Origin of the sequence: Halocatena marina (assembly GCF_023276375.1) — an archaeon.
GTDB lineage: Archaea > Halobacteriota > Halobacteria > Halobacteriales > Haloarculaceae > Halocatena > Halocatena marina.
The window spans coordinates 2,518,922-2,533,774 of record NZ_JALLPK010000001.1 but is presented as its reverse complement, the minus strand read 5'-3'; the positions used below and the strand labels follow the sequence as shown (position 1 = coordinate 2,533,774).

Annotated in this window: 12 protein-coding genes and 1 pseudogene; 9 read left to right on the top strand and 4 right to left on the bottom strand. The window is 55.8% G+C overall.

Annotated elements, in window-relative coordinates:
- Position 1: 1 nt before the first annotated feature.
- From MW898_RS11605 to MW898_RS11585, 5 genes and pseudogenes are all read left to right on the top strand, one after another.
- Positions 2-289: a DUF7989 family protein gene (locus MW898_RS11605; RefSeq protein WP_248907370.1), complete on the top strand. Its 288-nt coding sequence runs from the start codon at positions 2-4 to the stop codon at positions 287-289.
- Positions 286-1,707, top strand: a complete 1,422-nt coding sequence (leuC, locus tag MW898_RS11600; protein ID WP_248907368.1) for a 3-isopropylmalate dehydratase large subunit — start codon at positions 286-288, stop codon at positions 1,705-1,707. The genes MW898_RS11605 and leuC overlap by 4 nt, the downstream gene beginning before the upstream one ends.
- Complete coding sequence (gene leuD, locus MW898_RS11595) at positions 1,704-2,363, top strand: 3-isopropylmalate dehydratase small subunit (RefSeq protein ID WP_248907366.1); 660 nt, start codon at positions 1,704-1,706, stop codon at positions 2,361-2,363. Before leuC ends, leuD begins: the two co-directional genes overlap by 4 nt.
- On the top strand, positions 2,356-3,333 hold the full coding sequence (locus tag MW898_RS11590) for an isocitrate/isopropylmalate family dehydrogenase (RefSeq protein WP_248907364.1): 978 nt from the start codon (positions 2,356-2,358) through the stop codon (positions 3,331-3,333). The genes leuD and MW898_RS11590 overlap by 8 nt, the downstream gene beginning before the upstream one ends.
- A gap of 109 nt (positions 3,334-3,442) precedes the next feature.
- A pseudogene (locus MW898_RS11585) lies at positions 3,443-3,709 on the top strand (type II toxin-antitoxin system PemK/MazF family toxin); the annotation flags it as partial.
- 39 nt (positions 3,710-3,748) lie between these two features.
- Here MW898_RS11585 and MW898_RS11580 read toward each other — a convergent pair.
- The 3 genes from MW898_RS11580 to MW898_RS11570 all read right to left on the bottom strand — a co-directional run bounded on the left by MW898_RS11580 (position 3,749) and on the right by MW898_RS11570 (position 5,727).
- Positions 3,749-4,207, bottom strand: coding sequence for a DUF5799 family protein (locus MW898_RS11580; protein ID WP_248907360.1), 459 nt, complete (start codon positions 4,205-4,207; stop codon positions 3,749-3,751).
- 278 nt (positions 4,208-4,485) lie between these two features.
- Entirely contained in the window at positions 4,486-4,884 is a 399-nt protein-coding gene (locus tag MW898_RS11575) for an OsmC family protein (RefSeq protein WP_248909760.1), read from the bottom strand.
- A 126-nt stretch (positions 4,885-5,010) separates the two neighbouring features.
- Positions 5,011-5,727: a metal-dependent hydrolase gene (locus MW898_RS11570; RefSeq protein WP_248907358.1), complete on the bottom strand. Its 717-nt coding sequence runs from the start codon at positions 5,725-5,727 to the stop codon at positions 5,011-5,013.
- A 176-nt stretch (positions 5,728-5,903) separates the two neighbouring features.
- Between MW898_RS11570 and MW898_RS11565 the strand changes: the two genes are divergently transcribed.
- The 3 genes from MW898_RS11565 to hflX all read left to right on the top strand — a co-directional run bounded on the left by MW898_RS11565 (position 5,904) and on the right by hflX (position 10,171).
- Positions 5,904-7,745, top strand: coding sequence for an SLC13 family permease (locus MW898_RS11565; protein ID WP_368409071.1), 1,842 nt, complete (start codon positions 5,904-5,906; stop codon positions 7,743-7,745).
- A 134-nt stretch (positions 7,746-7,879) separates the two neighbouring features.
- Positions 7,880-8,647 (top strand): fumarylacetoacetate hydrolase family protein, encoded by a 768-nt coding sequence (locus MW898_RS11560; protein ID WP_248907356.1) that lies wholly within the window; start codon positions 7,880-7,882, stop codon positions 8,645-8,647.
- Positions 8,648-8,893: 246 nt separating this feature from the next.
- Positions 8,894-10,171 carry a GTPase HflX gene (gene hflX, locus MW898_RS11555; RefSeq protein ID WP_248907355.1) on the top strand — a complete coding sequence of 426 codons (1,278 nt, stop codon included), beginning with the start codon at positions 8,894-8,896 and terminating at the stop codon, positions 10,169-10,171.
- Between the two features lie 135 nt (positions 10,172-10,306).
- Here the strand turns inward: hflX and MW898_RS11550 are convergent, their stop codons facing one another.
- On the bottom strand, positions 10,307-12,019 hold the full coding sequence (locus MW898_RS11550; RefSeq protein ID WP_248907353.1) for a carbamoyltransferase family protein: 1,713 nt from the start codon (positions 12,017-12,019) through the stop codon (positions 10,307-10,309).
- Between the two features lie 384 nt (positions 12,020-12,403).
- Between MW898_RS11550 and MW898_RS11545 the strand changes: the two genes are divergently transcribed.
- Entirely contained in the window at positions 12,404-14,689 is a 2,286-nt protein-coding gene (locus MW898_RS11545; protein WP_248907351.1) for a twin-arginine translocase subunit TatC, read from the top strand.
- Positions 14,690-14,853 lie beyond the last annotated feature (164 nt).

Below are 14,853 nucleotides of genomic sequence, written 5' to 3'. Positions count from 1 at the left end.
GATGACAGACGAGACACGATCGACGTTAGAGGGAATCGATCACACAAACCCATACACCGATGAGTCGTTCGGTGACGCAATGGTCTATCATCGTGGACCAGTTGTTGCTGCCGACGGAGGAGAGGAAACTCGTCGAGAAGACCAAACGGGGAGTGCAAGCGAAAACAGCAACGAAGCCAGCCAACTGCGCGGTCCTCAGTTGGCCGATGTTGATCACACTCCCCCGTTCGGAGAGGGTGTCAACCGCGTATACGAGCGCGGGACCGAAGGACGGAATGAGAGCGTATGAGCCGAGGAACGCTGTACGATAAGGTGTGGGAGCACCACAAGGTCACCGAACTCCCGAACGGTCAGGATCAGCTGTTCGTCGGTCTCCACCTCATCCACGAGGTGACCAGTCCGCAGGCGTTCGGGATGCTCCGTGAGCGTGAGCTGGAGGTCGCCCGTCCTGACCTCACACACGCAACCGTTGATCACATCGTTCCGACGACAGATCAGTCTCGGCCGTTGGGTGATGATGCGGCCGAGGAGATGATGAGCGAACTGGAGGAGAACGTCAACCAGTCGGATATCACGTTCGACCACCCAAAGACCGGTGATCAGGGAATTGTTCACGTCATCGGTCCCGAACAAGGGCTCTCCCAGCCTGGAATGACGATCGTCTGCGGCGATAGTCACACGTCGACGCACGGAGCATTCGGAGCGCTGGCATTCGGTATCGGTACCAGCCAGATCCGAGACGTGCTCGCCACACAGACGATTGCGATGAACAAAAAGAAGGTTCGACAGATCCGCGTCACTGGCCAACTGGGCGAGCACGTCACTGCCAAGGATGTCATCCTCACAATCATCCGTGAGTTAGGAACCGACGGTGGTGTCGGCTACGTCTACGAATACGCCGGTGAAGCAATCGAGTCGCTCGGTATGCAGGGGCGAATGAGCATCTGCAACATGTCTATTGAGGGTGGTGCCCGCGCGGGCTACGTCAATCCCGACGAGACAACGTACGAGTGGCTTCGGGACACCGACGAGTTTGCCGACGATCCCGAGCGCTTCGAGGAGTTGAAAGAGTATTGGGAATCCATCAGTAGCGACGCTGACGCCGAATACGACGACGTCGTTGAGATCGATGGATCGGAGATCGAACCGGTCGTCACGTGGGGAACGACGCCCGGACAGGGCGTCGGCATCACGGAGCCAGTCCCCGATCCCGCAACGCTCCCGGCGGATAAACAAGAGACGGCCCGGCGCTCACAGGAACACATGCGCGTCGAACCGGGAGACACGATGGAAGGCTACGAAATCGATGTCGCATTCCTTGGATCGTGTACAAACGCCCGACTGTCTGATCTCCGCGAAGCGGCCGGTGTCGTCGAGGGACACGAAGTCCATCCGGACGTGCGAGCGCTGGTGGTACCAGGGAGTCAGCGCGTCAAGGCTGCTGCCGAAGCCGAGGGATTGGACGACGTCTTCACCGCTGCCGGCTTCGAATGGCGCGGCGCGGGCTGTTCGATGTGTCTTGGTATGAACGACGATCAACTCGAAGGCGACGAGGCGAGCGCGAGTTCGTCCAATCGTAATTTCGTCGGCCGACAAGGGAGCAAAGACGGACGGACTGTTCTGATGAGTCCCGCGATGGTTGCTGCTGCCGCGGTCACGGGCGAAGTGACCGACGTTCGCACGCTCCCGGAGGTGACTGTCGCATGACTGATGAATCCAGTTCGGGGTCTGTCCCGTCGGTCGAATACGTTTCCGGAACGGGCATTCCCGTCCGTGGAAACGACGTTGACACGGACCAGATCATTCCAGCACGCTTCATGAAGGTCGTCACCTTCGATGGTCTCGGTGAGTACGCCTTCTTCGACCAGCGGTTTGACAGTTCCTCTGAGGGAGACGCTGCGCCTGTCGGTGATGACGATCTGAAAGAGCACCCGTTCAACGAAGAGCGGTTTCAGGGTGCCAACGTACTGGTAGTAAACGCCAACTTCGGGTGTGGTTCCTCTCGTGAGCACGCCCCACAGGCGCTCATGCGCTGGGGTATCGACGCCGTCGTTGGAGAGAGTTTTGCAGAGATATTCGCGGGCAACTGTCTCGCGCTCGGAATTCCAACCGTCACCGCAAGCGAGGAGACCATCGTAGAATTACAGAACTTCGTCGAATCGAACCCAGACGCTGACATATCCATCGACGTGACGGACGAGACGATCACATACGGAGGAGAGACTGTCGACGGACGCGTCGATGATGCGCAGCGATCGGCACTCGTAGAGGGTATCTGGGATACGACGACGCTGATGCGGATGAACAGATCGGAAATCGAATCGACAGCAACTGACCTCCCCTATATCGCTACCGATGACTGAGGAAATCGCTATCATCCCAGGGGACGGTATCGGACGCGAAGTCGTTCCCGCAGCGGTACGCGTCCTCGATACACTCGATCTCGGTCTTTCGTTCGTGACGGGCGAGGCTGGCGATGGCACGCTCGCAGAGACCGGTGAGGCACTTCCTGATGAAACCGTCTCTCTCGTCACGAACGCCGATGCAACGCTGTTCGGCGCTGCCGGCGAGACGGCAGCGGACGTCATCCTTCCCCTCCGCTCGGCCGTTGGATCGTTCGCCAACGTCCGGCCCGCTCGCGCGTATCCCGGCGTCGATGCGCTCAAACCCGAGACCGATCTCGTGTTCATCCGCGAAAATACGGAAGGAGTGTATACGGGAATCGAAAGCGAACTCTCGGCGGGCGTGACGACGCTCACGCGCGTCGTTACTGAGGATGCATCCCGCCAGATCGCACAATTTGGATTCGAGTACGCTGACGAGCGCGGAGATCGCGTGACGGTCGCCCACAAAGCAAACGTCATGCGAACGACCGATGGACAGTTCCTCGAAGGAGTTGCCGACGTGGCTGAAGAACGCGGCGTCGAGTACGATACAGCGCTGATGGACGCGCTTGCAATGCATCTCGTGATGCATCCTGATGAGTACGACGTCGTCATCTGTCCGAATCTCGCTGGCGATATGCTGTCGGATCTCGCTGCCGGTCTCGTTGGCGGACTCGGATTGCTTCCGAGCGCGAACATCGGACACGACAACGCGCTGTTCGAACCGGTCCACGGAACAGCACCAGACATCGCTGGCGACGGAATCGCCAATCCCGCTGCGGCCATCTTGAGCGCAGCGCTCCTCCTCGACCATCTCGGCTACGACGACGCCGGGAGCCGCGTCCGGACAGCTGTCGAGAAAACGCTGGAAAAAGGACCACACACTCCAGATCTCGGTGGCAACGCCTCCACAGAAGACGTGAGCAGCGCGATCACAGACCGACTCTGAGGATCGGGCGCTCCCGGCCCCTCCCCCGGCAATTTTATTGTACAACATAGTGACATATGTACATTAGCATGGGCAGAACAATGCGACCGGGGGTGAAGACGACGGATCAAAGCAGTACGGGACGCGGCCGTGTGTGGTCGTTCAAAACGATGCCGCAAACCGTGCGATTTCCACAACGATCGTCGCACCCCTCTCGACGAGCTACCCGACGCCTGTGCCGCCATACCGTGTAGAACTCAAAGCGTCTCAAACAATAATCCGCGAGGATTCAGCGGTGCTTTGCAACCAACTGCGTACCGTCTCTGTTCCTCATCGTGTACTCCGGAACTTTGGTTCGCTCAATCCCGGTGGTCGAGCACTGCCGGAAATCAAGTAGGCCCTCGAAGTGCAACTCGATTTAGAGACTCAAGCACTGCTATGATTCTGTCGCTTCGTTGTCGCTCGCAATCGTCCGGATTTCGTCCCACTTTCCACGATGTTCGAGATGCTGTTGGAGATCACTGGCGTACTCGTTGGCCAGTTGTGCTGCCCGCCTTCGTTTTTCTTCATCGACAGCGTTCCCATCACCACCGAATCCGAGAGCGTTCTTGACGGAATCGAAGATACCTCCGCTGGAACCACTGTCTTTGGTTGCTCCCATCGGTGTCATCTCCGAAATTCGATCCAGTTCGGGCATGATCGCACCGAGGTTATCGGTATCGGCGACGATACGGGCCCGGTCGGGATCGTTCGGGTGTTCGATGTCGAATTCGACGGCGGTCATCACCAGCCCCCACTCTTGTCTCGAAAATTCGGACTGCTGCAGTCGATCCTCGAACTCACTGTCGACCGACATCCGTGCGCCAACGATGCGGTCGGTCCAGTCCTGTGCCATACTGTGACGTTCGAAGTGCGGGCGTATGAGCGTTCTCGTTACACGTCCAGTGCCACAAAACACGGCGAGGATACTAGTTTTAGATTCCCGACTCAAAAACACAAATAAAAATCGATACTAACCTCTTGTTTACAGATACAGAACGTGATACTGAAGCGTACTCCGTTGCTTCGTAGAACAATCAAATACACTATGATTAATTGACTATTCGAAGCGTGCTCATTCTCGCTCGAAGCCATGGGCTTCGGGAGTCACCGAGTAGAGCGAAAGTGTCCGGTTCAGAGTGCAGTTTCGTCCATCTCGATTTCGGCGTGTAGTTCCTCGCGGAGTGCATCGTGAACGTGACAGATGTTTTCTGCGCGCTCGACGATGGCATCGAACTCCTCGTTCGAGAGGTCGGTTTCAACAGCGATGCTAAAGCGGATTGCTTCGAGGTTGTCCCGTTCGTTGGTGTCAGCTTCCGCCTCTACCTGAATCGTGCCGAGGTCGTCGAACCCGACTTTATCCCCACCGACTCGGAACGCCGGGATGAAACAAGACACATAGTCAGCAACGAGGACTTCGTTCGGTGTCGGACCCTCTTCGTTGGCCGCATCGACCGTGAGTTCGTAGTCTCCAACACGGCTAACGGACGTGTAGCCCGTTTCGGACGTGGTTGTCGATTCGATGGTTCCCATTGCACGTTTGAAGAGGTCTGGCGAGACTAAAAAGGTGGTCGTACCTCCAACGACCATCTCCAAACGGATGTAATTCACACGACATAGGCGCGCGTTTCGATTGATTCTGTCGTGTTCTGATACGCCTCAGTCGAGGGTGAACGTCTCGTCACCATCGAGAACGACGACATCAGCGTTGCTACCGGTCGACTCGACCTCACGCTTGAACTCTTCCATGTCGATTTCGATCGGTGGGAACGTATCGTAGTGCATCGGGAGCGCGTAGTCCACACCGAGCCACTCGACGGCAATGGCGGCTTGCCACGGTCCCATCGTGAAGTGATCGCCGACGGGCAGTGCGGCGGCGTCCGGTTGGAGGTACGGACCGATCACGTCGCGCATTTCGGACATCAGGCTGGTGTCCCCAGAATGATAGAACGTCGTTGTGTCTGGTTCGGAGGCTCGTGATGGCTCTGCGGTGCTGATGATGTATCCGCTCGGGATTCCCACGTCGTGCTCGTAGTTGGTCATCGCGCCATTGGTGTGATCTGCCCGGTGCATTGTCACGTAGGCGTCACCACACTCGATCGTCCCTCCAAGATTCATCCCGATGGTATCGCTCGCCCCATGTTCGTCCGCAACGAATCCAGTGAGCTCGGGTGTTCCGACGATGGTCGCATCAGTAAACTCACCAACGTGAGCGATGTGATCCGCGTGACCGTGCGTCAGAAGAACGTAGTCGGGCGTGTTGATCTTCCCCGGCGCTGTACTCGTGTGTGGATTGTCGAAGAACGGATCGATGAGGAGCGTCGTTTCACCGACCTCAACGTACCATGTTGAATGGCCGTGCCAAGTCAGTTCCATAGTACGCCGACAATCTCGCGTCAATTACTTAAATGTGAACAGAGCTGTTCCTGAACTAGCGTCGCGAAATTCAATCGACAATGGATCGATCATGGATGATCGATCGTCAGCCGTACTGCGGAAAAGCAGGGATGATTTATCGACGATTTTTTACAATTCACAACCGACGCCCACATATGTCTCTCCATGCGTTCTCTGTGCTCTTTCCCATCGCTGGTTTCGATGTAACCGTGGATATGGCCGTCGTCTTCGGTCTCGTTGCTCTCGCGCTTGTGCTGTTCGTGACCGAACCAGTTCCGGTCGACGTGACTGCTATCTTACTTATGGTGTTGCTGATGGTACTCAGTCCGTGGACGCAGATCTCACCGGCAGAGGGTCTCTCTGGATTCTCCAGTCCGGCGACGATTACGGTCCTCGCGATGCTTATCTTGAGTGCTGGGATCAGCCAGACTGGTCTCGTTCAGTGGCTGGGTCGGAAGATGGCTGCCTTTGCGGGCGATGATCCGTTCAAACAGCTCTTTGCCACCATCGGAATCGCAGGTCCGGCCTCGGGATTCATCAACAACACTCCCGTTGTGGCGATTCTTGTCCCCGTCGTCTCAGATCTCGCTCATCAGGGCAACTCTTCGCCATCGAAACTGTTGATGCCCCTCTCGTTCGCGTCGATGTTCGGGGGAATGCTGACCGTTATTGGGACATCGACAAACATTCTCGCGAGCGACGTTTCTGACCGGCTACTCGGTCGGTCAATCTCGATGTTCGAGTTCACAGAACTCGGGATCATCATCCTCTTCGTTGGAACGGCGTACTTGCTCACGATCGGGAACCGACTCCTGCCCGAACGGATTGAACCACGCGATGATCTGATCGAAGAGTACGAACTCGAAGCGTATCTGACGGAGGCCATCGTTCTGGAAAACTCACCCTTTGTCGGCTCGACTGTCGCCGAAGCAGGCGACATGATCGCCGGGTCAATGGACGTACTCCAACTCGATCGAGCGGGAGAGACGTTCGTGGAACCGTTGGCCCAGAAATCGATTCGAGCAGACGATGTCCTCACGCTCCGAACGGATCGAAACACCCTCCAGCAACTCATCTTCAGGGACGGTCTCACCATTGCTGGATCGCCAACCTCTGATGCCGAACTCGAAGTCGAGGATGGTCATCAGACACTCGTCGAAGTCATTATCCCGTCTGGATCCTCGCTCATCGGTGAGACACTTGAGAGCGTAGCATTCCGTGGACAGTACAACGCAAACGTGCTCGCGTTCCGCAGCCGCGAACAGCTCATCCAGCCTCGAATGGACGATCGAGCCCTCCGCGTTGGAGATACGCTCCTCGTTCAAGCTCCGGCAGACAGCATCGACCGCCTTTCGCGCAGTCGTGATTTCATCGTCGCGCACGAACCCGACCAACCGGAGTACCGGACCGAAAAAATACCCGTTGCGCTCTTGATTTTGGGTGGTGTTGTGTTGCTCCCAGCAGCCGGCATTCTTCCGATCGTGGTAAGCGCTCTTGGTGGGGTGGTCGCAATGGTGCTCACCGGCGTGCTCAAACCGGCCGAACTGTACGATTCGGTCGATTGGAACGTGATCTTCCTACTGGCGGGTGTGATTCCACTGGGTGTCGCGCTCGAAGAGACCGGCGCGGCAGAACTTCTCGGGCAACTCGTCGCCGCAAGCGCAACAGTGCTGCCTGCGCTTGCAGTGCTTTGGGTGTTCTATCTGGCAACGGCACTCCTCACGAACGTGATCAGCAACAACGCGAGCGTCGTGTTGATGATTCCGGTTGCGATACAAGCAGCCGAACAACTCGACGTGAACGCGTTTGCGTTCGTCATTGGCGTGACGTTTGCAGCGAGCACAGCGTTCATGACTCCGGTGGGTTATCAAACGAATCTGTTCGTCTACGGTCCCGGTGGATATCGATTCACCGACTATTTCCGGGTTGGTGCACCGCTGCAACTGCTGCTTTCGGTTGTGACTGTGGTCGGTATCGCCATGTTCTGGGGTCTCTAAGTGAGCCCACGAACAATCAGATGGGGATTTTGAACGAATCAGTGTGCATATATTTTCGTTCATATGTCCGATTACTCGGATTACGAGGGGACGGTTCGGTCAGATTTATTCGGATCGAGCGCGAGCGACACCGTATGCGAACCGTTCGATTTCGTGACCCGGCGGGGAATGTTCGCCGGGGCGAGTGGACTGGGAGGCCCGGTGAGGAGATAACCGTCCGCGAACACTATGGTGGTCGCGTCGCGTTCGGAAATGAGACGTTTTCGCCTGATACTGTCGATGTTCTTCCGCCGTGCGATCCGAGCAAGATCATTTGTATCGGATCAAGCTACGAGGATCACGTTACCGAACGGAACACATCGACTCCCAACCGCCCATCGTTTTTTATCAAACCACCGTCCACTGTCGCTGCACACAGAGAGACGATCACGCTACCGGAGGGAGATCATCGATTCAACTGCGAAGCGGCGTTCGGCGTCGTCATATCGGATCGTTGTAACAATGTTGCAGCGACAGACGCGATGAGTGTCGTTTCGGGCTACACCTGTCTCAACGACATCTCGAACCACGATGACTGCGCAGAGCAGGACTGGGTCCGTGCGACGGCGTTCGATGGTGCTGCTCCCATCGGTCCCGTCATTTCCCGTCCTGAAAACGTTCCAAGCGATGCATCCCTTCGCCTCCGCATCAATGGTGAACTGAAACAAGATTCGTCGATCGACCGACTGACCGTTCCGATCGGTGATCTCATCGAGGAGCTCACGAGTTTCATGACGCTCCAACCGGGAGATATCATCGCTACCGGAACACCTGCAGGCGTTGGTCGGCTGTCCGATGGCGACGAGGTGGAAATCGAAATCGAAGGTATCGGAACTCTCGCTCACTCCGTTCGAATTCCCTGATCTCCGATACTGTCGGCACAAATGTTATGTACCCGCCACTCGATTCTACGAGAACAGGTCGAACGATGACCACCCTACCATCCTTCTGACTGGCGTTTCGCCTTCGTGTCTAATCACTGGGTAGACGCGAGTCGCCTGATCGACAACGTAGATTGGAATGATTCGTACACGTATGTCTGGAACTCGCGTGTTCCGGATATAATGTGTATCGTTGCAACTCACATGTGATATTTCAAAACAGCAAAAATGTCTGGATACAGAATAATAATTGTAAAGCGCGTCAACGCTGGATCCGCAGAAACGGCCGAAATACGTGCACTCGCCGAGGCGGCAGGACACGAGATCGTCGGCGAACTCACACAGGTTCGCTCGGAGGACTCGACGTATAATCTCGGACAGGGGGCGATCAAACGACTCTCAGAGCGCATCGAGGCGACCGCTGCGAGCGGCGTTATCTTCGACAACGAACTCAGTCCCCAGCAGGCTCACAACATCGGTGAGATCGTTCCTGACGGAATACGACTCATCGACAGATATCGTCTCATCCTCGATATCTTTGAAGAACAGGCGGGAACCCGTGAAGCACAGCTCCAAGTCCAACTCGCGGAGTTACACTACGAACTCCCTCGTGTGCAGGAAGAAATCCGGTTGGAGAAAGAAGTTGCGAACGAGCGACGATCTCGTGGTGGACTCGGTGAAAAAGAGAACCGTCGCGTTACGGACATCAAAGAGCGCATCCAGCGCATTGAAGAACAGTTGGGATCGATCGACAGCGCCGACACGAAGCGACGTGAGCAACACCGGGATGCTGGTCTCTCGCTTGTCGCGTTGGCTGGATACACCAATGCTGGGAAATCGACGTTGCTTCGTCGACTCGCTGACGACCTCGCCGTCGACAGAGAGCAGCACACGGATCTCACCGAGACCGCTGGCACCGAAGACCGCCTGTTCAAAACGCTCGGAACGACGACCCGGCGCGCGACTCTCGACGGACGGGCGGTTCTCGTTACCGATACAATCGGGTTTATCCGAGATCTTCCGGGGTGGTTAGTACAGTCGTTCGAGTCGACACTCGGTGCGGTTCGGCACGCTGATCTCGTCTGTCTCGTGATCGACGCGAGCGATCCATTGGACGACCTCCACGAGAAAGTAGAGACTTCCCGGAACCATCTCGCTGATGATGTGCGTATTCTTCCCGTACTGAACAAAGTCGATGTCGTGGATGATAGACAGACGGCTCGTGAGGCGGTCTCTCAGTTCGAACTGCCGCCGGCCGCAATCAGCGCAGTTGAGGGGACGGGCGTCGATGACCTTTGTGCTCGTATCCGCGATGCACTTCCCGAACAACGAGCGCGGTTCGTCCTCTCGAACAGTGGTGAAACGATGCGGTTCGTCTCGTGGGCGTACGATCACGCCGATGTCAGAGCCGTGGACCACGACGGCGAGACGGTTTCTATCGAGTTAGTGGGTCACCCATCAATTGTTCGTCAGGCCAACATGCGAGCAAAGGAGCTGACACGATAGTGTTGTTGCACTTAGCCTGATTCGCCTCGTGGAGCTATCTCCGACAGAGCCGCACTCTGCGTATCGAACCGACCGACAACGCGAAGAGGACCGTTATTCGCGGGTTCGTTGGTTCAGCTTCTTTCATTTCCACATCTATTTCTTGACAACGACATCTTCGAGCACGAGGTAATCGAGACCCATTCCATAGAAGTCCTTGATCGCCTCTTGTGGTGTTGTCACGATCGGCTCACCATGATCGTTAAACGAGGTATTTAGTAGCACTGGGACGCCCGTTATTTTCTCGAACTCCCGCAAGAGTTTGGCGTAGCGTGGATTTTGATCATCATTGACGGTTTGCGGGCGCGTTGTCTCGTCAGCCGGATGGAGTACCGCTTCGAGCTCGTCGGTTCGTTCCGATGGGACCGTAGACGTGGTGATCATGAACGGGGACGATTGCTCCGTTCCAAGATACTCAGAGCTGGCAGTTTCGAGCAGCGATGGGGCAAACGGTCGCCAGCCTTCGCGGTGTTTAACGTGCTCGTTGACACGGTCACGCGAATCAGCTGTTCGGGGATCGGCGAGAATACTCCGATTTCCAAGCGCGCGCGGACCCATCTCCAACCGTCCTTGGAACCAGCCAACGAGAGAGCCTTCGGCGAGCCGCTGTGCAATGGTCCGTTCGAGTTGGTCCGGCTCGGTGTACTCGATCTTGTTCGCTTCGAGCCGCTGTTTGATCGCAGACGTCGTATACGACGGCCCGAAGTAGGTTGTGGACATCTGATCGACAGTACTTGGTGACTGATCGAGCCAGCCAGCTCCCAACGCCAAACCGGCGTCGTTTGCAACTGGTTGGATGAACACATCATCGACGATGTCGAGGTTGATGATTTGCTGGTTCATTTTGCAGTTGAGCACGACCCCACCTGCGAGTGCGACGTTGTTCGTACCGATCTTTCGACAGTACGTCTCGACGAGGTCGACGACCGTTTCTTCGAGGAGCGACTGGGCTGTGAGCGCTAAGTCTTTCTCCCACTGTGTGAACGCTCCCGATGTCTTTCGACGCGGACGGTCGAATATCGATTCTAACTGCTCGACTCCTGCGTCGGTTCCCCACTGATTCGTGAGATCAGTCACGTCGTAGTCGGCCCCTGTTTCGATCACGTCCCGGAGCGCAGATTCGATCGTACGATTCGGCCGTCCGTAGGGAGCTAAGCCCATCACCTTCCCCTCACCGTTGAACATTCGAAAGCCGAGGTATTCGGTGACAACGGCGAAAAACAATCCGAGACTGTTCGGATGCGGATACGTTCGGATCCGCTCTAAACCGTCAGGGGTCCCGTGCCAGACCGTCGTTGCGTCGTACTCACCTTTGGCATCGATGGTGAGAACGAGTGCCTCTTCAAACTCGGACGGATGGAACGCACTCGCAGCGTGACAGGCGTGATGTGGCTGGGTTGAGATCGGCGGAACTGGCGTCCCAATCGATGCGAGCTTGTTCTCGATTTGGCGTGTGGGATACATCTGCCCCCGAACCTGTGTGACAATCGTATCTCCGAGGAAAACAAACCGCTTTAGCCAGTTGTCGGCTGAGAGTGCTGTTTCAAGATAATGCGGGAGGATCTTCCACTGGAGCGACGGATCGTACGGGAGAACAATGTCATCGAGATCGCTCAACGAAAGATCTCTGTAGTCCAAACATGCCTGAATCGCGTTCCGAGGAAATGCACCGACAGCGTGCTTTCGACGACTCAATCGTTCTTCTTCAATCGCATAGACGAGCTGACCGTCTTCGAAGAGAGCTGCACTTGGATCGTGCTGACCGTAGAGACCGATAGCGGGTTTGAATGCAAGCCGATAGAAAACCATCGTGTTTAATCCGTGGTATTCTTGTCCCCCTATATATGCTTTCTAGTCTATTCTGACCCTGAATAATTATAATAGTTCTCCGAACGTGTAGGATATGAAATCATTACGAGATGGCTGGCGTTCCTGAGCTTTGTCCGATAATGTGACTGAATATGTTACTATGTCTGGAGTCGGGTCTATAGCATGTGGTTTTGAACTGGCACATACCACTGTTCAAGTCTTATTTTCGATAGTATTTTCTTACAGTTAGTAATTGCCATATTTGCATAAGTTGGTATAATTCGAATGTAATGGGGTGGAGTGTTTTTCTAACCTCGATCACAGGTTCAGATGATAGTTTCCAGAGAGGGAAGATTGACAACAGTTGAGGATCTAAACGGCCCAATGGCAAGCGCGATTGACGAGAGCACCCTCCAAACGATCGACGACGGTCGCGCCGTGCTGGGTGATATGATCGCGGGCGCACAGGCCGAGCTTCGAAAGGTATTCATTGTCTTTCTTCTCGGGTTTATCGGTGCGTTCTATGCGCTTAAATACTGGCTACTTGGAATTCTAAAAAAGAAATTACTAGTAAATGGTGCAACCCTCAACGCGCTTACTCCGTTCGATGTTATCCTTCTGCAAACGAAAGTATCACTCATCTGTGGTGGGATCGTAGGGATCATCGCAATTGCGTATGTCTCTCGTGAAACACTACGGGAACGAGGGTTACTTCCCCAGTCCCCGATTCCAATGTGGCAACTGGTTATTCTTGCAATCTCTGTCGTGCTACTCTTTATCGGGGGTGTGGTCTATTCCTACTATCTGTTTTTCCCGATGCTGTTCGAATTTCTCACGTCCAATGCGGTGCAATCCGGTCTCCAACCGCACTATTCGATCGTCGAATGGTTCCGGTTTTTGGCGCTTCTCTCGATAGCGATGGGTCTCGCTGCCGAACTCCCACTCGTGATGATGTTGCTCTCATACGCCGAGATCGTTCCCTACGCGACGCTCGTCTCGAAATGGCGCCACGCAGTCGTGGTAATTGTTGTCATCGCGTCGATTGTCAACGGCTCGCCGGATCCTTTCTCGATGTCGCTCGTCGCAGTTCCGATGCTCTGTCTGTATATGATCGGGCTTATGACCTCAAAATTCGCTGTCACAGTCAAGTACTCCCGAGAGCAGATTGGACTCGGGAGAATCATTCTTGATCACTGGCTTTCGGTGGTCGCAAGCACGCTTTTGACGGGAGGTCTCGCGTACGGAGGCGTTACGCTCGGATATGGTACGAAAGCGAACGTCTACCTCCGACAACTCCCGTACGACGTGCCAACGCTCCCATCTGTTGAGTGGCTCTTTGCGATACAAAAACCCGCTGCCACCATCGCATTCGGCGTGACAGTCGGGCTTTTGGTTGGGAGTGGGATGTTGGTTTTCCACCTGTTCCGGGATGTCGACGCGAAGGCAGTGAGTCGATCGGGTCCTTCGCCAGCAAGCACAGGTGACCCGAGTTCGCTCGATCTCTCACGGCTCGATGCAGACAGTATTGCCGTTGCACCGGACGAAGCGTTTACAGCCATGACCGAGGACGAAGCGCTCGGGCACGCGGGTGCGGCGATGGACGCGAACGATCCCGAGAAAGCGCAAGCAATCCTCGATCGGTTCGATGCCGCACAGGAGTTTGCCGACGAGCCAACCGAGGCTGGTGGCGCTGCTGTTACTGATAGCGGTCACGGCGATACGCCCGCCGACCGGCCTGCTGATCCCGATTCCGATCCCGATTCCGACTCTGAATCAGAATCGGACGAAGCGTCTTCTGAGGGTGATACCGGGGATGTCGTCACCGAGACCACGACGGGGATGATCAACGCGTTCACCGAAAAAGAGCGCTCTGAAGACGATATTGGCGGTTATTTCTACGATGTCCAGTTCATCGTCGGTAGTCTCACCTCGAAGATGTTCCGGATTGTCGGTCTGTTCATGCTCGTCATGGGTGTGATTTTCACCGTGCTGTACGAGGGAGGACTGACCGTACTGAAAGAGGACTTCCTGAGTCGTTTGCCGGCTGGCATTCGCCCCGATCAGGTCGGTGTCGTCGCGTTACACCCCGTTGAGGCACTCGTCTTCGATATGAAACTCGCGGCGGTTATTGGGTTGGCTACCACGCTCCCAGCGATCCTCTACTACGCGTGGCCAGCGCTGGCAGAGCGCGGACTCGTGGGTACTAGTGGCGGCGGTCGAGGGATCCTGTTCATGTGGTCGTTCACCTCACTTGTTGCTCTCATCGTGGGGAGTATTCTCGGCTACGCGGTCGTCGCTCCGACGGTCATCTCGTGGCTCGCGTACGACGCGATTCAGGCGAATATGCTGATCAAATACCAGATTAACGCGGCTGGTTGGTTGGTGTTCTTCACGACTGTCGGGATCGGATTGCTCGCAACGATCCCGACGACATTGTTGTTCCTCCACCGAGGCGGGTTCCTTCCGTATCGGTTGATCTTCAAGCACTGGCGCGAGGCCGTGATCATCATCATCGGCGTCATCGCGGTCGCTGCCCCTGGGGGTGTCTTTGGGATGATCATCTTCTCACTACCGGTGGTCGGGGCCTACCTGCTCGGGCTCATCTTACTCTGGCTGTACACCCTTGGTGGCCGTCGGCACGGACCGCTGACGAAATCGAGACGGATGTGAACAGGTCCATCTACGCTCGGTTTGAGTGGTTCGTCATGTATCGCTGTCTGTGCGTGTTTGACCGTCGAACACAGACAACGGGTTCTCAAACAGTCCACTCGACTTGCCACGAGCGTCCTGCACATCACGAACATTTACGATCACTCCAATGAGTGGGGGATGGC